We start from the raw sequence: 23077 nt of genomic DNA on the forward strand, positions 1-23077 counted from the left end.
ATGTATAAAACGACTGCACCTTTGCCGGTACACGACTTTTCGCCTGATGCGAAAGAAACATAGAATAAAGCGCCGGATTGATCAGCACCAGCGCTTAAAACAAGAATTTTGCATCTTTAGGGGGCCAGACGATCAATTTTCCACGCGTTATCTTCACGTTGGTATAAAAAACGATCGTGCAGACGATTTTCGCCGCCCTGCCAAAACTCCATTTGTTCAATACTTACGCGAAAGCCGCCCCAGAAACTGGGCAACGGAACTTCCCCTTGCTGAAACTTCTGCTTCAGCTCAAGGAATTTGCTTTCAAGAATGCCGCGAGCGGAGATTCGACTGGACTGTTTAGATACCCAGGCGCCAATCTGGCTGTCGCGTGGGCGACTGTGGAAATACTTCACCACCTCAAGCGTGGAAAGGCGCTCAGCCTTGCCAATCACCATCACCTGCCGTTCCAGGGTATGCCATGGGAACAACAGACTGATACGGGGGTTCTTCTCGATTTGATGCGCCTTGCGGCTACCGAGGTTGGTATAGAAAACCAGCCCTTTGTCATCATAATGTTTGAGCAACACGATGCGCTGATACGGCTGACCGTTTTCATCAACGGTCGCAACAACCATAGCAGTAGGGTCTGCCAGTTTGGCATCGCAGGCTTGCCCCAGCCAACGCTCAAACAGCGCAAGGGGCTCGGCGGGAAGATCGTGGCGGCGAAGACCGCCTTTCGTGTATTCACGGCGCAGATGCGCGATTTGCTGCAATTCGTCGTTATCAGACATGATGTTGGGCTACGGATTGTCAGTGGGTGACGCTATTGTGCGCCGCCCAGGTGAAAATCTCAACGCTTCGGGTTCTGTAACTGACAGTTATTTAGCACAATTCTGTCTCGTTTATAGACCGTTGCCTCGTCGCCTTTAGACCAGAAGACGTAGATACCATCCGTATAGCGCGCCCCCGATGCCGACATGCCCTGTTTGAGGTTCAATAGCTGATTATCATAAACAAAGTTCACTTCCTGGCGCGTATTGTTCAGCTTCACGGTAAGCGGTTTTTCATCACAGCGGTATTCAAGCGTGTCGGTTTGCATACGCTCAACAAATTGGTTGTACACGCTGCACCCGCTAAGCAGTACCGGCAGACATACTAACAACAGTTTTTTCATAGCCCTATCCTGAAGACTTTCCTGGTCCCGGAGGGTAATGGCACCCTCCCTAATATCCCTAGTTTACCGGTATGCCGCGCTGAATAATTTCAGTTAACTCTGAGTTCGCGGATTGGCAGGATAAATCGCCCCTAACACGCTCGGCTCTGACGCCCCGGTCACAGAAGGTAAATTTCCCGGTAATCCAGCCAGCGTTCGCCACGCCAGCCAGGCAAAGGCTAACGCTTCCATATCGTCGCCGCTGATCCCGGCTTCATCGGTAGAGGTGACTTCGGTACCTGACAATAATGCCGCCAGACGCATCATCAGCAGCGGATTACGGCTTCCACCGCCACATACCATGAGCCGATCACAGCCGCCGCTTAACAAGACCTGCTCTGAAATGGTGACGGCCGTCAGTTCGGCAAGCGTCGCCTGTACATCGCGTGGGCTGATTCCCGGGAACTGCGCCAGATGACGCTCTATCCAGCCGTAATTGAAATACTCACGACCAGTGCTTTTGGGCGCAGGCGTGGAAAAATAAGGGTCGTTAAGCATATTTTGCAGCAACGGCAGGACTACCGTTCCTGAAATGGCCCACTGCGCATCTTTGTCGTAAGGTTGACCGCATTGCCGCCAGATCCAGGCATCCATCAGCATATTGCCCGGCCCGGTGTCGTATCCACGAACGGGTTGTTGCGGAATAAGCAGAGACAAATTGGCAATTCCGCCGATGTTCAGCACCATCCGCCGTTCCGTAGGATGAGCCAACAGTGCCTGATGAAACGCAGGAACAAGTGGCGCGCCCTGCCCACCGAGCGCGATGTCACGTCGACGAAAATCGCCGACGACGGTTATCCCGGTACGCGCGACAATCTGGTTGTTATCACCAATTTGCAGCGTGTGCGGCGCGGCGCCGTTCGGTTCATGCCACACGGTTTGTCCGTGGCAGCCAATCGCCACGATATCCTGCGGTTTCAATTTTTCCTTCGCCAGTAGCGCATTTACCGCCTCAGCAAAAAGATAACCCAGTTGCACATCCAGTTGACCAAACTGAGAAAGCGTAAGCTGCTGCCCCTGGCAGATATCCAGAATCGCCTGTTTTACATGACCAGGGATAGGCCAGGTCAGACTCGCCTGCTGTGCAACCATCGTTTCATCTATTGTCGCCAGCACAACATCGACGCCATCAAGGCTGGTTCCAGACATAACACCGATAAAACGGCCCGATTTCATACGTCATCCTTTTAAGCAAATTAGCCTTGACACTCAACCATAAAGTGCAGACTAATGCCATGCTTCCTGAATGATTTTTGAGAGGAAATCATGCCAACGGTCGCTTAATTACATCAATTATATGAATGATTCGTTTATACTCGGTTGATCCGATTTCGGTTAAGATTTTCATATTGTGCCAGTGGAACATGTGACCTCAGGCTCACAAATGCCATATAATTTAACCATGATGGGGCTTTATTAGCGTTTCGTGGTGACAAAGGAGATTTGTAAATGATTAAACGTGTGCTGATTGTTTCATTAATGGGCGTATCTTTAGCGGGCTGCGTGAACAATGATAGCCTTTCAGGCGACGTATATACCGCATCCGAAGCGAAACAAGTTCAGAACGTTACCTACGGTACGATTGTTCATGTTCGTCCGGTGCAAATCCAGGGTGGCGATGACGCAAACGTAATTGGCGCTATCGGTGGTGCGGTGCTCGGCGGATTCCTGGGTAACACCGTCGGCGGCGGTACGGGTCGTTCATTAGCGACGGCTGCAGGCGCAGTTGCCGGTGGCGTTGCGGGCCAGGGCGTGCAAGGCGCGATGAATAAAACTCAGGGTGTCGAACTGGAAATCCGTAAGGATGATGGTAATACCATCATGGTGGTTCAGAAACAGGGCGCGACCAAATTCTCTGCGGGTCAGCGTGTTGTTATGGCGAACAACGGCAGCCAGGTTACCGTGTCTCCACGTTAATCGAATTTACGTGTGGTCAGGCTCTGGCCACACGTCATCTCTCGTCTCAGCCCTGAGACTGCAGTTCAATAATATTGTGTTCCAGTCTGGCGACCAGTTTTATCAGCAGATCAATTTCCTCAGCTGAAATCCCTTCCAGAATCTCTCCACGTGTCTTGTTGATAACCGCTTCCATATCTGCGATCAGTGGTTCGGCTTTCTCAGTCAGTTTAATTCTCTTTGCCCGACGATCGCTGGCGCAAGTCTGTCGTGAAATGAGTCCCTTTTCTTCCAACTGGTCAAGCGTACGTACCAGCGAAGGCTGTTCGATGCCAATCGCTTTAGCCAACTGGATCTGCGATTGATCCGGTGGCAACTGATGAATGTTGTGCAGCGTAACCCAATGCGTCTGCGTCAACTCCAGAGGTTTCAGGCGATGGTCAATCAGAGCACGCCAAATGCGCACCAACCGTGCCAGATCAGAACCTAATGGCGATTCCAATTTCATCTCCTTATAATTAGCTTGCTAAGTTATTGTACTGATTTTAGAATAGTGTGCAGCATTTGTATTCTCAAAACAAATGTATTGCCAAATTTGCTTACCGGTTGACATTTTTTCAGACATTATGTGTTACAGAGACTCATCGTCTCTTTTTTGCTAAACCTATAGCAATGCTCTCTTCCGTCAAGGATTTTGCCCGTGAAGTTTATGTTTAATGCAACAGGATTGCCCCTACAAGATTTAATGATCGGTGCATCTGTCTACTTCCCTCCCATTTTCAAGGCGTTTGTCGCAGGGTTTATTCTCTGGTTGGTTGTTCATCGCCTGCTGCGCGACTGGATTTATTCCGGTGAGATCTGGCATCCCCTGTTGATGGATCTGTCTCTCTTTACGCTTAGCGTAGGTCTGGCCTTTGTTCTGCTGATTGTGTGGTGATTATGTCGCTCAAAACCATTAAATACTTCTCAACCATTATAGTCGCTGCAATCGCAGTTTTTGCCGGATGGTGGATGTGGAATTACTATATGCAATCGCCCTGGACACGTGATGGCAAAGTGCGCGCAGAACAGGTCAGCATCACACCGCAGGTTTCGGGCAGCATTAATGAACTCAATATAAAAGATAACCAGTTCGTGAATAAAGGTGATGTCCTGTTTACTATCGACAAGACGCCGTTTCACATTGCTGAACTGAATGCGCAAGCACAGCTGGCGAAAGCTCAATCCGATCTGGCAAAAGCGAATAACGAAGCCAATCGCCGTCGTCACTTATCGCAAAATTATATCTCAGCCGAAGATCTGGATACCGCCAACCTCAACGTAAAAGCGATGCAGGCAAGCGTTGAAGCAGCCGAGGCCAGTTTGCGCCAGGCGCAATGGCAACTGTCGCAAACGGTCGTCAAAGCGCCCGTAGCGGGCTGGGTCACCAACCTTTCAACCCGCACCGGCGACTACGCCTCAACCGGTAAGCCGCTGTTTGCTCTTGTCGACAGCCACTCTTTTTATGTGATGGGGTATTTTGAAGAAACGAAGTTGCGTCACATACGCGAAGGCGCACCGGCGTTAATTACACTCTATAGCGGCAACGTTAAGTTACAGGGTCACGTCTCCAGCATCGGTCGCGCAATTTATGACCAAAGTGTTGAAAGCGATTCCGGTCTGATTCCCGACATCAAACCTAACGTGCCGTGGGTACGTCTGGCGCAGCGTGTCCCTGTACGCATTGAATTTGACGCTTTACCGCAGGATGTCACACTGGTTTCTGGTACCACCTGTAGCGTCTCCATCGGTCAGCGTAAATGAAAATGCCCCCCCTGACGCCAGGCAATTGGCCATGGTTTAAAGCCACGCCGGCACAGTGGCGTTATGCGCTGCGTAACACCATTGCAATGTGTCTGGCGTTAACCTTCGCCTATTATCTCAATCTGGACGAGCCCTATTGGGCGATGACTTCGGCGGCGGTGGTGAGTTTCCCTACCGTCGGCGGGGTGATCAGCAAAAGCCTGGGCCGTGTAGCTGGTAGTTTACTTGGCGCGACAGCCGCACTGATTATTGCCGGCCATACCCTCAATGAACCGTGGCTTTTTCTGCTGAGCATGTCAGTCTGGATCGGCTTTTGTACCTGGGCCTGCGCGCATTTTACTAATAACGTCGCCTACGCCTTTCAACTGGCGGGTTACACGGCGGCGATCATCGCGTTTCCCATGGTCAATACCGTTGAGATCACGCAGTTATGGGATATCGCGCAGGCCCGCGTATGCGAGGTCATTGTCGGTATCTTGTGCGGGGGTATGATGATGATGATCCTACCCAGCACCTCCGATGGCACCACGTTGCTTACAGCACTGAAAAACATGCATACGCGTTTGCTCGAGCATGCCAGTTTGCTCTGGCAACCGGAGACAACGGATGCCATCCGCACGGCACATGAAGGTGTTATCGGTCAGATTCTGACCATGAACCTGTTGCGTATACAGGCGTTCTGGAGTCACTACCGCTTTCGCCGCCAAAATGCCTTACTCAATTCGCTGTTGCATCAGCAACTACGTATGACCAGCGTGATTTCCAGCCTGCGCAGAATGCTGCTGAACTGGCCTAATCCTCCCGCTAATACCCGCGATATCATTGAGCAATTACTTGGCGCGCTGGTCAAATCCAATACCGACAGCTATACCGTCGCGCGTATCATCGCCCCACTGCGGCCCGTCGATGCCCGCGATTATCGACACGTCGCCTTCTGGCAACGGCTGCGCTATTTTTGCCGCCTCTACTTACGTAGCAGCCATTACCTGCATTTGCTGGAAAATGGCGTTACCGCCGAACGTATCAATATTGCTCGTACGCCAGGGCTTGCCCGCCATACCGATAATGCGGAAGCTATCTGGAGCGGGTTGCGCACGTTCTGCACTTTGATGCTTATCGGCGCATGGAGCATTGGCGCACAATGGGAATCAGGATCTGGCGCACTCACGCTCGCGGCCATCAGCAGCGTGTTGTATTCCGCCGTTGCCACGCCCTTCAAATCACTTTCCTTGTTAATGCGCACGTTGGTTCTGTTGTCGCTGTTTAGCTTTGTGGTCAAGTTTGGTTTGATGGTACAAATTACCGACCTCTGGCAGTTCATCCTGTTTCTCTTCCCGCTCCTCGCCACCATGCAGTTGTTAAAGCTACAAATGCCTGCGCTGGCGGGGCTTTGGGGGCAGCTTATCGTGTTTATGGGATCGTTCATCGCGGTAACGAATCCCCCGGTATACGATTTTGCTGATTTTCTGAATGACAATTTGGCGAAAATCACCGGCGTGGCGCTGTCATGGCTGGCATTCGCCATTCTACGCCCCGGATCGGATGCGCGGAAAAGCCGCCGTCATATTCGCGCCCTGCGTCGGGATTTTGTCGATCAGCTCAGCCGACATCCTGCACTCAGTGAGAATGAATTTGAGTCGTTGACCTATCATCACGTCAGCCAGCTGAGTAACAGTCAGGATGCACTGGCGAGGCGTTGGTTATTACGTTGGGGGGTTGTCTTGCTGAACTGCTCGCATGTGGTGTGGCAACTGCGTACCTGGGAGGCGCGCTCAGATCCGCTGGCTCGCGTCAGGGACGTGTGTATCGCGTTGCTTCGCGACGTGATGAGTGAGCGCGGCGTCCAACAACGACCGTTGAATGCCACGCTAAGCGAGCTACAGCGTATCTGCGATACGCTCGCCCACCATCACCAACCTGCTGCGCAGGAGTTGTCGGCCCTCGTCTGGCGCCTGCATTGCTCGCTGTCACAGCTTGAACAGGCGCCACCACCGGGTACGCTAAGCAGCTGATTATTTGATAACGCCACAGGCGTAGCGCGCTCCGCCACCGCCAAGCGGTTTCGGTTGATCGGACATATTATCGCCGCCCACATGAATCATCAGCGCCTTGCCTTTTACCTCATCCAGGGATTTAAGCCGGGGCGCAACGACCGGTGTTGTGGCGTTACCATCGTTATTCACCACCAGCAGCGGCAGGTCACCCATGTGGCCTGCACCTTCCGGGCCTTCGTGTTTACCCGTTTGGTGAGGGTCGTAATGCCCTCCCGCTGATTCCGCCGCTGACGCCTTCCCGTCTTTAATCGCCGGTTGGCAGCTGCCGTTGGCATGCACATGGAAACCATGTTCACCCGGCGGCAACGCTTTCAAATCGGGGGTAAATTCCAGCCCCTTTCCGGTTTCAGTAATTGAGACAGTACCAATCGCCTGGCCGACGCCTTGCGACGTCACCAGATTCATCGTCACTTTTTCTTCACTGGTAGCCTGCGCACCTGCACAGGCCAGTAAGGTAATAATGGCTAAACTCAAACGCTTCATAAGACCTCCGTCTAAAAGGTGTCTGATTGATAAGTGTAAACCAGTGACACAAATTTGAACGGTGAAGCGCCAAAAACGCGATTAAGGCACGTCATAACCGAGCGCGGCTTTACGGATACGGAACCATTGTTGGCGAGACATGTTCAGCGCTTCGGACTCAATGGCGGCACGAACACGCTCGATTTTACCCGAACCAATAATCGGCAGCGGTTGCGAAGGCAGACGTAAGATCCAGGCGTACACCACCTGCTCAATAGACTGTGCGTTCAACTCTTCTGCGATCGCGGCCAGTTCATTGCGCAGCGGCTGGAAGGCATCGTCATTAAACAGACGACCGCCTCCGAGGCAGGACCAGGCCATCGGGCGGATACGCAGCTGTTGCAATTGATCTAATGTGCCATCCAGCAGGAGTGGCTGATGCACCGGTGAAATTTCAACCTGGTTGGTCGCCAGAGTAAACGGCAGACGCGATTGCAGCAGCGAGAACTGCGCAGGGGTGAAATTAGAGACGCCAAAGTGACGCACTTTGCCGCTATGGTGCAATTTTTTAAATGCGTCGGCCACATCGTCTGCATCCATCAGTGGATCGGGACGATGGATCAGCAGCAAATCAATATGATCGGTCGCCAACAGCTTTAACGATTGTTCCGCGCTGGCAATAATATGGTCGCTGTCGGTAATGTAGTGCCCGAGCGCATTTTCCGTGCGTGCCGTCGTGGCGATCCCGCATTTGGTGACAATCTGCATTTTCTCACGTAAATGCGGAGCCAGCTTCATCGCCTCACCAAACGCTGCTTCACACTGGTATCCGCCGTAGATATCGGCGTGATCGACGGTGGTAACGCCCAGGTCAAGATGCTCTTCAATAAAGCTGACTAACTGACGCGTGGACATATTCCAGTCCATCAGGCGCCAGTAACCCATCACAAAGCGAGAAAATTCCGGGCCTTGCGGCGCAATAGTAATACGCTGAACCATAGCAGCTTCCTTATAAATGAATGTGCATCGAGTATACGCAATTACGCTTTTAAAAGAGTGAAGGTTGTTGCGGTTCTTCCGGCGGGTTGGGTTTGTTTGCACGTAATTTACGCATCAGGCGCTGACGACAAAGACGCAGCACGTCCTGCTTTTCGGCATCGCTCATTTTTTGCCAGTTAAAACGCTCATCCCGGCTACGAAAACAGCCACGGCAAAAGCCGCGCTCGTCAGACTGACATATACCACGGCATGGGCTCTGGACGGGGAAAAATTCCAGCTGTTCGGCCACATCCCCTCCTGTAGTAAGATTGATATATCTATTGAAGACGTTAACTGAATTTCTCGCAAGCGCTATTGCATTAGACCGACTGGTCTATTATGCTTCTTTCATGAACAAAGTCACTGAACACGATACACGCGAACATCTTCTGGCGACTGGCGAGCTGCTGTGCATGCAGCGTGGCTTCACCGGCATGGGCCTGAGTGAGCTACTGAAAACAGCTGAAGTGCCTAAGGGTTCGTTTTATCACTATTTTCGCTCAAAAGAAGCGTTCGGCGTCGCGATGCTGGAACGCCACTATGCGGCTTATCATCAGCGATTGGCTACGCATTTTGATACGGGGGCGGGAAATTACCGCGACAGGATTCTGGCTTACTATCAGGAAACCCTGAATCAGTTTAGCCAGCACGGCATTATTAGCGGTTGTTTAACCGTTAAACTGTCTGCCGAAGTGTGCGATCTGTCAGAAGATATGCGTACCGCGATGGATAAAGGCGCGCGACACATTATTGCGTTGCTGGCGCAGGCGCTGGAGAAAGGTCAGGCCAATCATTGTCTGTCTTTTGTTGGCGAGCCATTACAGCAGGCGCAGGTTTTGTATGCGCTGTGGCTGGGCGCCAATCTTCAGGCCAAGATTTCTCGTAGCGCCACGCCGCTGGAAAATGCGCTGGCGCACGTTAAAACCATCATTACAACGCCTGCCGTTTAACAGGCGTTTTTATTTCTTTTATTACTAGACGACCGGTCTATTCAGGAGTGCCACATGTCATCTGAAAAATTGTTTTCCCCACTGAAAGTGGGTGCCATTACGGCAGCAAACCGCGTTTTTATGGCGCCATTGACGCGTCTGCGCAGCATTGAGCCTGGCGACATCCCTACTCCGCTGATGGCCGAGTATTACCGTCAACGCGCCAGCGCGGGACTCATCATCAGTGAAGCGACGCAGATTTCCGCCCAGGCGAAAGGCTATGCCGGTGCGCCGGGACTACACAGCGAAGCGCAGATTGCCGCATGGAAGAAAATCACTGCAGCCGTACATGCTGAGCAAGGTCATATTGCTGTCCAGTTGTGGCACACCGGGCGCATCTCCCACGCCAGTCTGCAGCCAAACGGCCAGCCACCGGTAGCACCTTCCGCGATTAGCGCCGGTACCCGCACCTCACTGCGCGATGAAAACGGTCTGGCGACGCGTGCCGATACGACTATGCCGCGCGCACTCGAAACGGAAGAAATTCCGGGTATCGTTAATGATTTCCGTCAGGCAATTGCTAACGCGCGTGAAGCGGGTTTCGACATGGTAGAACTGCACTCCGCCCACGGCTACCTGCTGCACCAGTTCCTGTCGCCAACCTCTAACCAGCGTACCGATCAATACGGCGGTAGCGTCGAGAATCGTGCGCGTCTGGTGCTGGAAGTTGTCGATGCCGGTATTAAAGAATGGGGTGCCGATCGCATTGGCATTCGCGTCTCTCCGATTGGCTCTTTCCAGAACGTCGACAACGGTCCGAATGAAGAAGCCGACGCGCTGTATCTGATTGAACAACTGGGCAAGCGCGGTATCGCTTATCTGCATATGTCTGAACCGGACTGGGCCGGTGGTGAGCCGTATTCCGACGCGTTCCGCGAGAAAGTGCGTGCACGTTTCCACGGTCCGATCATTGGCGCGGGCGCTTACACGCCTGAAAAAGCCGAAACGCTGATCGAGAAAGGTCTGATCGACGCCGTTGCTTTTGGTCGCGCTTACATCGCTAACCCGGATCTGGTGGCGCGTCTGCAACATAAAGCGGAACTGAACCCACAGCGTGCCGAAAGCTTCTACGGCGGCGGCGCGGAAGGTTACACCGATTACCCGACCCTCTAACGTCACAATCTCCGTTCTGCCATTGATAGCGGCGTAACAACGCCGCTATACTAAAACAACATTTTGAATGTATTAGCCATTTTCGAAGGGGAAAAAGATGCGTTTACTTCATACCATGCTGCGCGTGGGTGACCTGCAGCGTTCCATCGAGTTTTATACCAACGTGCTGGGCATGAAACTGCTGCGTACCAGCGAAAACCCTGAATACAAGTACTCTCTGGCCTTTGTTGGCTACGGTCCTGAAACCAGTGAAGCCGTGATCGAACTGACCTATAACTGGGGCGTTGACAACTATGAGCTGGGCACAGCCTACGGTCATATCGCCCTGAGCGTAGACAACGCGGCTGAAGCCTGCGAACGTATTCGTCAGAACGGTGGTAACGTGACGCGTGAAGCTGGCCCGGTAAAAGGCGGCACAACCGTGATCGCGTTTGTTGAAGATCCGGACGGCTACAAAATTGAATTAATTGAAGAGAAAGACGCCGGGCGCGGCCTGGGCGACTAACCTCCCCCTCGGGCGCAGATCGTCTGTGCCCGTAGTTTTATCATCATCATTTTGCCATAATACGCGCTGCAATTTTCCCGTATTAAGAGACCCAGATGTCCGATAACGCTCAACTTTCCGGTCTGTGTGACCGTTTTCGTGGTTTTTACCCTGTCGTCATTGATGTCGAAACCGCAGGGTTTAATGCCAAAACCGATGCGCTGCTTGAGATCGCAGCCATCACATTGAAAATGGATGAACAAGGCTGGCTGATGCCGGACACGACGTTACATTTCCACGTAGAGCCGTTTGAAGGGGCAAATTTGCAGCCTGAAGCGCTCGCCTTTAACGGTATTGACCCTAACAATCCTTTACGTGGCGCGGTCAGTGAATACGACGCTCTGCATGCCATCTTTAAAATGGTACGTAAAGGCATTAAAGACAGCGGCTGCAATCGGGCAATCATGGTGGCGCATAACGCCACATTCGACCACAGTTTTATGATGGCCGCTGCAGAACGCGCCTCACTGAAACGTAACCCGTTTCACCCGTTCGTTACCTTTGATACTGCGGCATTAAGCGGTCTGTCACTGGGGCAAACTGTGTTATCAAAAGCATGCCTGGCGGCAGGAATGGAATTTGATGGCACTCAGGCGCACTCGGCGCTGTATGATACCGAACGTACGGCCGTGCTGTTTTGTGAAATCGTTAACCGCTGGAAACGCCTCGGCGGCTGGCCTCTCCCCGTGCCGGAAGACGCATAACGGACCGATAAAAAAAGCGACCCTCACAGGTCGCTTTTTTATGTCAGCTGATATTACTCAGCGTCCGGCTCTTCGGTTTTGTATTTCGCCGCTGTTTCTTTAATCAGCTGCTGCAACTCACCGCGCTGGTACATTTCAATGAGAATGTCACAACCGCCAACCAGCTCGCCATCAACCCACAGCTGTGGGAAGGTCGGCCAGTTTGCGTATTTCGGCAGCTCGGCGCGAATATCCGGGTTCTGCAGAATATCAACATAAGCAAAGCGTTCACCACAGGCGGACAGCGCCTGTACGGCCTGAGCGGAGAAACCGCAGCTTGGCAGTTTAGGGGAACCCTTCATGTACAGGAGAATTGGGTTTTCAGCGATCTGGCGCTGGATTTTTTCGATAGTGGTGCTCATTATCTTGCTTCCTTAAACTTCTTTTACGGCAGTAGTCTGACATTGTAGCGGGTCAGGCAGGCAACGGAAAATAACATTTTCATTACGCGTTATTATTTTATCGCCTGCCGTTAAAAGTTGCATTCTTAATCTTACTTACCCGCTCGAAGTGTATGGTTTTGATTATTTATTCACCGGCTACACTTTGATTTGCTGTTTTTTTTTGCGGTCGGTAACGAAACGCCGCGTTAAACAAAAAAAGCTATTAACTTTCCCCGTTTCGATAGATTAGAATCATCAAGTTTTGAAAATCACACGCAGGTATGATAGACCTGCCTTAACAGAGGACTGCTCAGTGGCGCGGATAAACCGAATCTCGATCACGCTCTGTGCTTTACTTTTTACTACACTGCCTTTTACGCCTATGGCGCATGCTTCCAAGCAGGCCAGGACGACACCTACCAGTTCCCACACCGTCAAAACGGTAGATAAAAAGAAAAGCGCAACAACCAGCCAAAAAACAGCCAGGACCAACAAGAAATCGGCGACAAAAACCACCAGCAAAACCAGTAGCAAAACAGCCTCCTCTTCTAAAAAACGCACAGCCACTCCGGCAAAATCGACTAAAACGGTAAACCGTCGCAGCAAAAATGCCGCAGCACAAACCGCTGCCGTTACCTGGACTGAAAAATGTACGCCGCGCAAAGGTCATAAACCGCGCTGTGTGAAAGTGAAAACCGCCGCACCGACAACGCTTGCTGAGGCGCATAAAGTTAAAGTGCAGAAAGCGACGAAAACCGCTATGTCCACCCTGATGAACCAAATCGGCAAACCTTACCGTTGGGGCGGCTCTTCGCCAAGAACCGGCTTTGATTGCAGCGGTCTGGTCTATTACGCCTATAAAGATCTGGTTAAATTCCGCATTCCGCGTACGGCGAATGAAATGTACCACCTGCGTGACGCCGCACCGATTGAACGTGGCGAGCTGAAAAACGGTGACCTGGTCTTTTTCCGCACCCAAGGTCGCGGCACAGCCGATCACGTCGGAGTTTACGTGGGTAACGGTAAATTTATTCAGTCACCGCGCAGCGGTCAGGAAATTCAAATCACTTCTCTGAGCGAAGATTACTGGCAGCGCCACTATGTCGGCGCGCGTCGGGTAATGACACCAAAAACAATTCGCTAAAAACTTACCCTACAGAACATGCTGTAGGGTAAGTTCTTCTTTTGCATAACCTTTCAATTTGCTACCCTATCCTTACTCACAATGAGGCTATTGTGTGTACTCAATATAAATAATAAGGAGAGAAGCAATGTCGTTTGAATTACCTGCATTACCGTATGCCAAAGATGCTCTGGCACCGCACATTTCTGCCGAAACGCTGGAATACCACTATGGCAAACACCATCAAACCTACGTGACCAACCTGAACAACCTGATCAAAGGTACGGCGTTTGAAGGTAAATCACTGGAAGAGATCGTTCGTAGCTCTGAAGGCGGTGTATTCAATAATGCTGCACAGGTATGGAACCACACGTTCTACTGGAACTGCCTGGCGCCGAACGCAGGTGGCGAGCCGACCGGTAAACTGGCCGATGCAATTGCCGCCTCCTTTGGCAGCTTTGCGGATTTCAAAGCGCAATTCACCGATGCCGCTATCAAAAACTTCGGTTCTGGCTGGACCTGGCTGGTTAAAGGAACGGATGGCAAACTGGCTATCGTTTCTACTTCCAACGCAGGAACTCCGCTGACGACCGACGCGACGCCGCTGATGACCGTTGACGTATGGGAACACGCCTACTACATCGATTATCGCAATGCCCGTCCTGGCTACCTGGAGCACTTCTGGGCGCTGGTGAACTGGGAATTTGTTGCGAAGAACTTCGCAGCATAAAATGATAACGCAGAAGGGCCCCCCTTCTGCGTTTTAGCCTTAGCTGGAGGCAGTGCAGATTTCTTCAGATTGCCTTCTTGCCGAGATAAAGACCAGCAGTAACGCAAGCCCCGCCACAATCGCTCCCATCACGGGTACAAAACTGTAGCCCAGACCACCGGAAATCACCGCCCCACCGGCTGCCGCACCTAACGCATTTCCCAGGTTAAACGCGCCAATGTTGACTGACGATGATAACCCTGGCGCTTCGCTGGCAACGCGCATCACCCGCATCTGCAACGGCGGAACCACCGCAAACGTCGCCGCGCCCCAGACGACCATACTGACCGCCGCCCCCAGCTCATTACGCGCGAGGAAGGGAATGGCCAGCATAATAACCATCAACAACAGCAAAAAGCCTTTAAGCGTACCGTTGACAGAACGATCCGCCAGTTTGCCGCCAAGATAGTTTCCGATCGAGAATCCGACGCCAATTAATACCAGCATTCCGGTCACAAACGCCGGTGTGGCATGGGTAATGCTGTGCAGCACCGGCGAGATGTAAGTATAAAGCGTGAACATCGCGCCTGCGCCCAGCACAGTGGTCAGCAGAGCCGACAGCACCTGTGGGCGCATAAGTACCGCCAGTTCGCTGCGGACATCAGGGCGCGCTCCTGCCCCACCTTTCGGTAATGAGAAGAACAGGCTGACCATAGCGATGACGCCCAGACCCGCCGTCGCCATAAACGACATCCGCCAGCCGATTGTCTCACCAAGCCACGTCGCCGCGGGAACACCGCCAATATTGGCAATCGTTAACCCCATAAACATGGTTGCCACGGCGCTGGCTTGCTTATGTTTAGGTACCACGCTTGCGGCGACCACAGAGCCGAGACCAAAAAAGGCGCCGTGATTAAGACTGGTCAAAATACGTGACAGCATCAGCGTGGTGTAATCCGGCGAGATAGCGGAAAGCACGTTGCCCAGCGTGAAAATAGCCATCAGGAATATCAGCGCATTACGTCGCGCGCGATGGGACAGCAGCAGTGTCATCAGCGGAGCCCCCACCATCACGCCAACCGCATACGCGCTAATCAGCATCCCGGCCGCGGGAATCGAGACATCCACCCCTTTGGCAATCACGGGCAATAATCCCATTGGCGAAAATTCGGTGGTGCCAATGCCAAACGCGCCAATCGCCAGCGCCAGTAAGGGATAATTGATTTTCATATATCGACTCCGTAACGTCGAGCCGTGGCGCGACATAAAATAAGAGTCAAAAGCATGACATTGATCGCAAAATTAATAAAGTTAACAAAATTGCAAAAGACTTTTGCTTATTCGCAAACAATAGAGGGGGAATAGATGCGGAAAGGATGAGGGAGAGCTAACTCCCTCGGGGAAATCAATGCAGTGCTGCGGTCAGGCCACCCGCGACGATCAAACCCAGAACAATAATGGTAGTCACTAACGAAAATTTCAGATCGGTGCTCATCAAGTTTTCTCCTTTTTATTCCCACACAAAAAGTGATATTGCGCATTTTTACACACTTGAAAGCAAAAATCTCTCACGATTTATATTGATAACTGCTTTTAACTCTTCCCCTTTTCGTTAAGATCAGACAAAATTCCACGCTTACTTGATTAGCGTACCGGCCATTGACCCCTTCCTGACGTTCCGTGTCGTTTTCCCGGCGTGCCGCAACCCCTACGTTGCGTTAAGGGTGTGTGAAGGCAAACGTTTACCTGGAGTATTCTCAGGAGCTTAGGATATGGTCTGGAGTGAGATGTAATGGCAACAATTAAAGATGTAGCGAAGCGAGCAAACGTTTCCACTACAACCGTATCACACGTAATTAACAAGACGCGCTTTGTCGCGGAAGAAACGCGTAATGCGGTTTGGGCTGCGATCAAAGAGCTGCACTATTCTCCAAGCGCAGTTGCGCGCAGCCTGAAGGTGAATCACACCAAGTCTATCGGCTTGCTGGCGACCAGCAGCGAAGCGGCCTATTTCGCCGAAATTATCGAAGCCGTTGAGAAAAACTGTTTCCAGAAAGGCTATACCCTGATTCTGGGCAACGCATGGAACAGTCTTGAAAAGCAGCAGGCCTATCTGTCGATGATGGCGCAAAAGCGCGTTGATGGTCTGTTAGTGATGTGTTCTGAGTATCCGGAATCGCTGCTTTCGATGCTCGAAGAGTATCGCCATATTCCGATGGTTGTCATGGACTGGGGCGAAGCTAAAGCTGATTTTACCGATACGGTCATTGATAACGCTTTCGAGGGCGGTTACATGGCGGGTCGGTATCTGATAGAACGCGGCCATCGCGAGATTGGCGCGATCCCGGGCCCTATGGAGCGGAATACCGGGGCCGGTCGTCTGGCTGGCTTTATGAAAGCGATGGAAGAAGCGCTGATTAAGGTTCCCGAAAACTGGATTGTACAGGGCGATTTTGAACCTGAATCCGGTTATCGCGCCATGCAGCAAATTCTTTCACAGTCGCATCGTCCGACCGCCGTCTTCTGCGGTGGCGATATCATGGCGATGGGCGCGCTGTGCGCCGCTGATGAGATGGGACTGCGCGTACCGCAGGATGTCTCGCTCATCGGTTATGATAACGTGCGCAACGCCCGCTTCTTCACGCCAGCGCTGACCACCATTCACCAGCCTAAGGATTCACTGGGTGAAACGGCCTTTAATATGCTGTTAGACCGCATCGTGAATAAACGCGAAGAGTCGCAGTCTATCGAGGTTCATCCGCGTCTGGTAGAGCGCCGCTCCGTTGCTGACGGTCCATTCCGCGATTATCGTCGTTAAGCCTGTTGTGCGGGGGCCTCATCCGGCTCCCGCAACCATTCTTTATTCAGCGTTTCGCTATCGCCTAAATAGTCCAGCAACCAGCTCAGTGCTGGCGAGGTATCGTTCTGTTGCCATGTCAGACAACACGCGGCATCAGGAAAGGGATTCTCCAACTGCAGCGACACCCATTTACCGCTATCAATCCACGGCTTGGCAAAATGTGTTGGTACCATGCCTACACACAATCCCGCAGATAAACAGGTTGCGGAAGATTCCCAGTCAGGCACCACAACGCGCTTTTGGTTGTCCAGTAACCAGGTTATACGCTTCGGCAATGTACGCGAGGTATCTTCGCGCACCAGTGACGGCCAGTTGCGCAACGTATCATCGCTTAGCGGCCCCGACATTGACGCCAGCGGATGATGGCTGGCCACCACGCAGCTCCAGCTCAGCATGCCCATGTCGCGGAAGGTATAGCGCCCCCCTACCGGAATGGCCTGTGTGGCGCCAATAGCCAGCTCCACACGCCCATCGGAAAGCGCATCCCAGACACCATTAAAGACTTCCTGAAAAACCAGCAGTTCCACATCATCAAAGTGGCGATAGAAATCCACAATCATCTGTCGGGTACGTTCGGGACGGACAATGTTATCTACTGCGATTGCCAGTTGTCCTCGCCAGCCGTTGGCGATTTGTTGACATTGCTGACGAGTGATCTGCATTTTTTTGATAACAGAGCGCCCTTCTTTTAAAAACCACGCGCCGGCAGGCGTTAATTCCACATCGCGATGGCGTCGCTCAAAAAGTGGTACAGCCAGCCACTCCTCCAGTTGGCGCACGGTGTAGCTTACCGCCGAAGGTACGCGGTGTAACTCCTGCGCGGCTGAACTGAAACTGCCGTTGCGCGCAACCGCATCAACCACTTCAAGTGAATATTCCGACCACATATTCTGCCTACAAAAAATTTGAAATCAGTAAGCAAATATTAGCGTTTCACAGCGTGAATTACACTCACTACACTCAGCGGCATTGTTCTATTGCTAAAAAAAGAGAAATGATGATGCAACCTGGGAAAGGTTTTTTAGTCTGGTTGGCGGGCCTTAGCGTGCTCGGCTTTCTGGCGACGGATATGTATCTGCCTGCCTTTGCCGCGATTCAGTCCGATCTGCAAACACCTGCATCTGCCGTCAGCGCCAGCCTAAGTTTATTTTTAGCGGGTTTCGCCGTCGCACAACTACTGTGGGGACCGCTCTCGGACCGCTATGGCCGTAAACCGATTTTACTGTTGGGTTTATCTATTTTTGCGCTGGGTAGTCTGGGTATGCTGTGGGTTGAAAACGCCACTGGTTTGCTGGCGCTACGCTTTATTCAGGCCGTTGGCGTCTGTGCCGCGTCGGTTATCTGGCAGGCGCTGGTTACAGACTATTACCCTTCACAAAAAGTAAACCGCATCTTTGCCACCATTATGCCGCTGGTCGGGTTATCACCGGCTCTCGCGCCGTTATTGGGCAGCTGGATTCTGGTCCATTTCTCCTGGCAGACCATTTTCGCCACCCTGTTTGCTATTACCCTGATTCTGATGCTTCCGGCCCTGCGTTTAAAACCGACGGTTAAAGCACGCGACGACAGCCAGGATAAACTGACTTTCGCCACACTGTTGCGCTCGAAAGCTTATCGTGGAAACGTACTAATTTATGCCGCCTGCTCCGCAAGCTTTTTCGCATGGCTGACGGGTTCACCGTTTATCCTTAGCGAAATGGGCTACAGCCCGGCAGTGATTGGCCTGAGCTATGTTCCGCAAACTATCGCCTTCTTAATTGGTGGTTACGGTTGCCGTGCGGCGCTGCAAAAATGGCAAGGTCGTCAGATGCTGCCATGGTTACTGATTCTTTATGCCATCAGCGTTGTTGCCACCTGGGCTACCGGCTTTATTCATCATGTTGCGCTGGCTGAAATTCTGATCCCATTCTGCGTAATGGCGATTGCCAACGGCGCAATCTATCCTATCGTTGTCGCTCAGGCGTTACGTCCTTTCCCACAGGCCACAGGACGCGCAGCCGCATTGCAAAATACGCTGCAACTGGGTTTATGCTTCCTGGCAAGTCTTGTGGTGTCGTGGCTGATCGCCACCCCGCTGCTCACCACCACCAGCGTGATGCTAACAACAGTGCTGCTGGCAGCCTTCGGTTACAAAATGCAATCGCAGACCGATAACACCCGTCAAACAGATGACCGGGCGCAAATTGCCCACGGTGAGTCTCACTAATAATTGTCGCGGGCACATAGTTAGCCCGCTAACAATTTTCTATTGAATCGTCAAAAAATCAGGCTTATACTGATTTTCAGTTGTTACAAAAACGATAATTTTTAGGTATTAACGGGGACAAGAACGTTCCCGTTTTTCCACGGATGGCCTTTTCGGTAAGGGTTCCTCCCTTCCTCTGTTCTACGTCGGATTAAAGATTCGCGGATTAATTCCGTGAGATTTCTCACAAAGCCCAAAAAAGCGTCTACGCTGTTTTAAGGTTCTGATCACCGACCAGTGATGGAGAAGCTATGAGTTCATCGTGTATAGAAGACGTCAGCGTACCGGATGATGACTGGTACCGCATCACCAATGAATTATTGAGCCGTGCAGGCATTACCATTAATGGTTCGGCTGCGGCGGATATTCGTGTCAAGAACCCCGATTTTTTCAAACGCGTACTGCAGGAAGGATCGTTAGGTTTGGGTGAGAGCTATATGGACGGCTGGTGGGAGTGCGATCGGCTGGACATATTTTTCACCAAGGTATTGCGCGCCGGGCTTGAAAATCAACTCCCCCGCCACTTCAAAGATACCTTACGTATCGCCACGGCACGACTGTTTAATTTACAGACCAAAAAGCGCGCCTGGGTTGTCGGCAAAGAACATTACGATCTGGGCAACGACCTCTTTAGCCGCATGCTTGATCCTTACATGCAGTATTCCTGCGCCTACTGGAAAGATGCTGATACCCTGGAATCTGCCCAACAGGCGAAGTTAAAAATGATTGCCGAAAAATTGCAGTTAAAGCCGGGAATGCGGGTGCTCGATATTGGTTGCGGCTGGGGTGGCTTGTCCCATTTCATGGCATCGCAATACGGTGTGAGCGTGGTAGGTGTGACCATCTCAGCAGAGCAGCAGAAAATGGCGCAAGCGCGTTGCGCGGGACTGGACGTCACCATTTTGCTGCAGGATTACCGCGACCTGAACGACAAATTTGATCGCATTGTCTCCGTCGGCATGTTTGAGCATGTCGGCCCGAAAAATTACAACACCTATTTCGACGTTGTCGATCGCAATTTAAAGCCGGACGGTCTGTTTTTACTGCACAGCATCGGTTCGAATAAAACCGACAATAATGTTGATCCGTGGATCAATAAATACATCTTCCCGAACGGCTGTTTACCGTCAGTTCGCCAGATTGCCAACGCCAGCGAGCCGCATTTTGTGATGGAAGACTGGCATAATTTTGGCGCGGATTACGATACCACGCTGATGGCATGGCACGAACGCTTCATGCGTTCCTGGCCTGAAATCGCCGATAACTATACCGAGCGTTTTAAACGGATGTTCAGCTATTACCTGAACGCCTGCGCCGGTGCGTTTCGTGCTCGCGATATCCAGCTTTGGCAGGTGGTTTTCTCCCGCGGTGTCGAACACGGTCTGCGCGTCCCCCGCTAATGGCTGCCGCCCCCGTACTCACGGGGGCATTTTGTTTCAGGCCGGACTCAGGCCTCGCCCGCTATGTTACTGATGGCGCTTTCACGCGCAGCCAGCACACGTTCAACGGTATCAACAACCGCTTGCGTTTGCGGATCGATTTCGATATTAACCCGCGCGCCCAGCTTTTTCTTACCCAGCGTCGTACGCTCCAGCGTTTCCGGGATCAAATGCACGCAAAAGCGCGTTGGCGTGACTTCGCCGACCGTCAGGCTGATGCCGTCAATGCCGATAAACCCCTTATACAGGATATATTTCATCAGCGATGGGTCCTGAACTTTAAACCATACCTGCCGGTTATTTTCAGAAGTCAGAATTTTCGACACCTCGGCGGTGGTCATAATATGGCCTGACATTAAATGCCCGCCAATCTCATCGCTGAATTTTGCCGCACGCTCAACGTTAACCATATCCCCGACCTTAAGGTCGCCCAGGTTGGTGATACGCAGCGTCTCTTTCATCAGATCGAAGCTTATGTGATTACCGTTGATTTCGGTTACCGTCAGACAACAGCCATTGTGGGCAACCGATGCGCCGGTCTCCAGCGCATCCAGCATATATTCAGGCAACTCCACGACATGCGTACGAAAATTTGGTTTTTCATCAATGGACACCAATTTTGCGGTGCCCTGCACAATACCCGTAAACATACTTCTCACTCCTGAACTCAATTAAGACATCTCTGCCCAGCACAATAGCAGGTGGAAATTCAGGTTGCCAGCAGTGCGCCACCGCTGCCTGTTTTTTCACTGGAGAATTACGTATTCCTCGCTACAATAGACTGAAAATTCCCCAGCTTTTTCTCCTTGCTGCCATATAAGGCGGCTTTTTTAGTCTCTCAAATAACAACAATATAGTGGTGTACACGTGCAAAAGTATGTAAGTGAAGCGCGTCAGTTATTAGCTCTGGCAATACCGGTGATTCTTGCGCAAATCGCTCAAACCGCAATGGGGTTCGTCGATACCGTCATGGCGGGCGGATACAGCGCGACGGATATGGCGGCCGTCGCCATTGGTACGTCGATCTGGCTGCCGGCTATTCTGTTTGGCCACGGACTCCTGCTGGCGTTGACGCCGGTAATCGCCCAACTCAATGGCTCCGGCCGCCGCGATCGTATCGCCCATCAGATACGCCAGGGATTCTGGCTGGCTGGTAGCGTCTCCGTTTTGATTATGGTCGTGCTGTGGAATGCGGGTTATATCATCCGCTCCATGCATAACATCGACCCGGCGCTGGCCGATAAAGCCGTCGGTTATCTGCGTGCATTGCTGTGGGGCGCGCCGGGATATTTGTTTTTCCAGGTAGCCCGTAACCAATGCGAAGGCCTGGCCAAGACTAAACCGGCGATGGTGATGGGGTTTATCGGCCTGCTGGTGAACATCCCGGTTAACTATGTTTTCATCTATGGTCATTTAGGTATGCCGGAACTTGGCGGCGTAGGCTGTGGCGTGGCCACGGCGGCGGTTTACTGGGTGATGTTTGCCGCCATGCTGTCTTACGTCAAACACGCGCGTTCAATGCGTGACATCCGTAATGAGCGAGGATTCCAGAAGCCAGACACTGCAGTGATGAAGCGTCTGGTACAGCTGGGTTTACCCATCGCGCTGGCGTTATTTTTTGAAGTGACGTTGTTTGCTGTGGTTGCGCTACTGGTTTCCCCGCTGGGGATCGTCGATGTGGCCGGGCACCAAATCGCGCTGAACTTTAGTTCGTTAATGTTCGTTTTGCCGATGTCGCTGGCTGCCGCCGTCACTATTCGTGTCGGTTATCGTTTGGGTCAAGGTTCCACGCTTGAGGCGCAAACGGCGGCCAGAACGGGTTTGGGCGTTGGTGTCTGCATGGCGGTAATAACGGCGATTTTCACCGTGACCTTCCGTGAGCACATTGCCCTGCTCTACAACGATAATCCGGAAGTTGTCGCTCTGGCGGCGCAACTCATGTTGCTGGCCGCGGTGTATCAAATATCGGACTCTATCCAGGTTATTGGCAGCGGTGTCCTGCGCGGTTATAAAGACACGCGCTCTATCTTCTTTATCACCTTTACAGCCTACTGGGTGCTGGGTCTGCCAAGCGGCTATATTCTGGCGCTTACCGATCTGGTGGTCGACAGGATGGGACCTGCAGGTTTTTGGATGGGCTTTATTATCGGTCTGACCTCTGCGGCCGTATTGATGATGCTGCGGATGCGTTATCTGCAACGCCAGCCGTCTGCCGTCATTTTGCAACGCGCTGCACGATAAGCTCACAATAGCCGCCGTCAGGCCAATGCCGTTCAGTTAACGCTTAAGTTTCAGGAAGTATCAACCTGTGTTGGCGGAAGTAATGAATATGCCATCCCAGAGAAAGGATTCCGTTCACCTCATGTTCATCGTTTCTCTGAAGCATCGATACCCGTGAACGAGTAAAGGGCGTTCTTCGCCACGCCCTTTACAATCCCGGCTCCCGGCGGGAAAATTGCCGCTCCGCGGTCCCCTCCGCTC

At 52.1% G+C, this 23077-nt stretch carries 25 protein-coding genes and 1 pseudogene; 14 read left to right on the top strand and 12 right to left on the bottom strand.

Annotation, left to right across the window (positions count from 1 at the left end):
• Positions 1-116: 116 nt before the first annotated feature.
• The 3 genes from pdxH to anmK form a co-directional block, all read right to left on the bottom strand.
• Complete coding sequence (pdxH, locus tag M4I31_RS12565; RefSeq protein ID WP_038640396.1) at positions 117-773, bottom strand: pyridoxamine 5'-phosphate oxidase; 657 nt, start codon at positions 771-773, stop codon at positions 117-119.
• A 59-nt stretch (positions 774-832) separates the two neighbouring features.
• Positions 833-1156, bottom strand: a complete 324-nt coding sequence (gene mliC / locus M4I31_RS12570; protein ID WP_038640393.1) for a C-type lysozyme inhibitor — start codon at positions 1154-1156, stop codon at positions 833-835.
• A 93-nt stretch (positions 1157-1249) separates the two neighbouring features.
• On the bottom strand, positions 1250-2371 hold the full coding sequence (anmK, locus tag M4I31_RS12575; RefSeq protein WP_085049401.1) for an anhydro-N-acetylmuramic acid kinase: 1122 nt from the start codon (positions 2369-2371) through the stop codon (positions 1250-1252).
• Between the two features lie 273 nt (positions 2372-2644).
• On the opposite strand from anmK, the gene slyB reads away from it, so the two are divergent.
• Complete coding sequence (gene slyB / locus M4I31_RS12580; RefSeq protein ID WP_003029175.1) at positions 2645-3112, top strand: outer membrane lipoprotein SlyB; 468 nt, start codon at positions 2645-2647, stop codon at positions 3110-3112.
• A gap of 46 nt (positions 3113-3158) precedes the next feature.
• On the opposite strand, the gene slyA is transcribed toward slyB, so the two are convergent.
• On the bottom strand, positions 3159-3599 hold the full coding sequence (gene slyA / locus M4I31_RS12585; protein ID WP_019076732.1) for a transcriptional regulator SlyA: 441 nt from the start codon (positions 3597-3599) through the stop codon (positions 3159-3161).
• 192 nt (positions 3600-3791) lie between these two features.
• On the opposite strand from slyA, the gene M4I31_RS12590 reads away from it, so the two are divergent.
• From M4I31_RS12590 to M4I31_RS12600, 3 genes and pseudogenes are all read left to right on the top strand, one after another.
• A complete protein-coding gene (locus tag M4I31_RS12590; RefSeq protein WP_085049402.1) occupies positions 3792-4028 on the top strand; it encodes a DUF1656 domain-containing protein in 237 nt (78 codons plus the stop codon).
• Positions 4029-4030: 2 nt separating this feature from the next.
• Positions 4031-4894: an HlyD family secretion protein gene (locus M4I31_RS12595; protein WP_038640386.1), complete on the top strand. Its 864-nt coding sequence runs from the start codon at positions 4031-4033 to the stop codon at positions 4892-4894.
• Positions 4891-6931, top strand: a pseudogene (locus tag M4I31_RS12600) (FUSC family protein). Before M4I31_RS12595 ends, M4I31_RS12600 begins: the two are co-directional and overlap by 4 nt.
• On the opposite strand, the gene sodC reads toward M4I31_RS12600, so the two are convergent.
• The 3 genes from sodC to M4I31_RS12615 form a co-directional block, all read right to left on the bottom strand.
• Positions 6907-7431: a superoxide dismutase [Cu-Zn] SodC gene (sodC, locus tag M4I31_RS12605; protein ID WP_085049404.1), complete on the bottom strand. Its 525-nt coding sequence runs from the start codon at positions 7429-7431 to the stop codon at positions 6907-6909. The pseudogene M4I31_RS12600 and the gene sodC overlap by 25 nt on opposite strands.
• Positions 7432-7512: 81 nt before the next feature.
• Positions 7513-8409 (bottom strand): aldo/keto reductase family oxidoreductase, encoded by an 897-nt coding sequence (locus M4I31_RS12610; protein WP_069324199.1) that lies wholly within the window; start codon positions 8407-8409, stop codon positions 7513-7515.
• A gap of 49 nt (positions 8410-8458) precedes the next feature.
• Positions 8459-8698, bottom strand: a complete 240-nt coding sequence (locus M4I31_RS12615; RefSeq protein ID WP_038640381.1) for a DUF1289 domain-containing protein — start codon at positions 8696-8698, stop codon at positions 8459-8461.
• Positions 8699-8798: 100 nt separating this feature from the next.
• On the opposite strand from M4I31_RS12615, the gene M4I31_RS12620 reads away from it, so the two are divergent.
• From M4I31_RS12620 to rnt, 4 genes are all read left to right on the top strand, one after another.
• The gene (locus M4I31_RS12620; RefSeq protein WP_038640379.1) at positions 8799-9398 is read left to right on the top strand and encodes a TetR/AcrR family transcriptional regulator; all 600 of its coding nucleotides are present in this window, start codon (positions 8799-8801) and stop codon (positions 9396-9398) included.
• 54 nt (positions 9399-9452) lie between these two features.
• Positions 9453-10550, top strand: coding sequence for an alkene reductase (locus M4I31_RS12625; protein WP_038640378.1), 1098 nt, complete (start codon positions 9453-9455; stop codon positions 10548-10550).
• A 97-nt stretch (positions 10551-10647) separates the two neighbouring features.
• On the top strand, positions 10648-11055 hold the full coding sequence (gene gloA, locus M4I31_RS12630; RefSeq protein WP_038640376.1) for a lactoylglutathione lyase: 408 nt from the start codon (positions 10648-10650) through the stop codon (positions 11053-11055).
• Positions 11056-11150: 95 nt separating this feature from the next.
• Positions 11151-11798, top strand: coding sequence for a ribonuclease T (rnt, locus tag M4I31_RS12635; RefSeq protein ID WP_038640374.1), 648 nt, complete (start codon positions 11151-11153; stop codon positions 11796-11798).
• Between the two features lie 53 nt (positions 11799-11851).
• On the opposite strand, the gene grxD is transcribed toward rnt, so the two are convergent.
• Positions 11852-12199 carry a monothiol glutaredoxin 4 gene (gene grxD, locus M4I31_RS12640; RefSeq protein WP_003832760.1) on the bottom strand — a complete coding sequence of 116 codons (348 nt, stop codon included), beginning with the start codon at positions 12197-12199 and terminating at the stop codon, positions 11852-11854.
• A 334-nt stretch (positions 12200-12533) separates the two neighbouring features.
• On the opposite strand from grxD, the gene M4I31_RS12645 reads away from it, so the two are divergent.
• Both M4I31_RS12645 and sodB read left to right on the top strand, forming a co-directional pair.
• Positions 12534-13364 carry a C40 family peptidase gene (locus M4I31_RS12645; RefSeq protein WP_038640372.1) on the top strand — a complete coding sequence of 277 codons (831 nt, stop codon included), beginning with the start codon at positions 12534-12536 and terminating at the stop codon, positions 13362-13364.
• Between the two features lie 127 nt (positions 13365-13491).
• Positions 13492-14073 (top strand): superoxide dismutase [Fe], encoded by a 582-nt coding sequence (sodB, locus tag M4I31_RS12650; RefSeq protein ID WP_003029205.1) that lies wholly within the window; start codon positions 13492-13494, stop codon positions 14071-14073.
• 39 nt (positions 14074-14112) lie between these two features.
• Here the strand turns inward: sodB and M4I31_RS12655 are convergent, their stop codons facing one another.
• Together M4I31_RS12655 and cydH are read right to left on the bottom strand one after the other, a co-directional pair.
• Positions 14113-15282, bottom strand: coding sequence for an MFS transporter (locus M4I31_RS12655; protein ID WP_085049405.1), 1170 nt, complete (start codon positions 15280-15282; stop codon positions 14113-14115).
• Between the two features lie 175 nt (positions 15283-15457).
• A complete protein-coding gene (cydH, locus tag M4I31_RS12660) occupies positions 15458-15547 on the bottom strand; it encodes a cytochrome bd-I accessory subunit CydH (protein WP_003029209.1) in 90 nt (29 codons plus the stop codon).
• 297 nt (positions 15548-15844) lie between these two features.
• Here cydH and purR point away from each other — a divergent pair, with 297 nt between their 5' ends.
• Positions 15845-16870 (top strand): HTH-type transcriptional repressor PurR, encoded by a 1026-nt coding sequence (gene purR, locus M4I31_RS12665; RefSeq protein ID WP_038640368.1) that lies wholly within the window; start codon positions 15845-15847, stop codon positions 16868-16870.
• Here purR and punR read toward each other — a convergent pair.
• A complete protein-coding gene (gene punR / locus M4I31_RS12670) occupies positions 16867-17799 on the bottom strand; it encodes a DNA-binding transcriptional activator PunR (RefSeq protein WP_038640367.1) in 933 nt (310 codons plus the stop codon). The two genes, purR and punR, sit on opposite strands and share 4 nt — an antisense overlap.
• A 113-nt stretch (positions 17800-17912) precedes the next feature.
• Here punR and punC point away from each other — a divergent pair, with 113 nt between their 5' ends.
• Together punC and cfa are read left to right on the top strand one after the other, a co-directional pair.
• On the top strand, positions 17913-19118 hold the full coding sequence (gene punC / locus M4I31_RS12675; protein WP_085049406.1) for a purine nucleoside transporter PunC: 1206 nt from the start codon (positions 17913-17915) through the stop codon (positions 19116-19118).
• 290 nt (positions 19119-19408) lie between these two features.
• On the top strand, positions 19409-20557 hold the full coding sequence (gene cfa, locus M4I31_RS12680; RefSeq protein WP_085049407.1) for a cyclopropane fatty acyl phospholipid synthase: 1149 nt from the start codon (positions 19409-19411) through the stop codon (positions 20555-20557).
• 47 nt (positions 20558-20604) lie between these two features.
• Here the strand turns inward: cfa and M4I31_RS12685 are convergent, their stop codons facing one another.
• Complete coding sequence (locus M4I31_RS12685) at positions 20605-21246, bottom strand: riboflavin synthase (protein WP_038640361.1); 642 nt, start codon at positions 21244-21246, stop codon at positions 20605-20607.
• Positions 21247-21463: 217 nt separating this feature from the next.
• Between M4I31_RS12685 and mdtK the strand changes: the two genes are divergently transcribed.
• Positions 21464-22837 carry a multidrug efflux MATE transporter MdtK gene (gene mdtK / locus M4I31_RS12690; RefSeq protein WP_038640359.1) on the top strand — a complete coding sequence of 458 codons (1374 nt, stop codon included), beginning with the start codon at positions 21464-21466 and terminating at the stop codon, positions 22835-22837.
• The last annotated feature ends 240 nt before the right edge of the window (positions 22838-23077 follow it).

Source organism: Citrobacter sp. XT1-2-2 (genome assembly GCF_023516235.1).
GTDB classification, from domain to species: Bacteria; Pseudomonadota; Gammaproteobacteria; order Enterobacterales; family Enterobacteriaceae; genus Citrobacter; species Citrobacter werkmanii.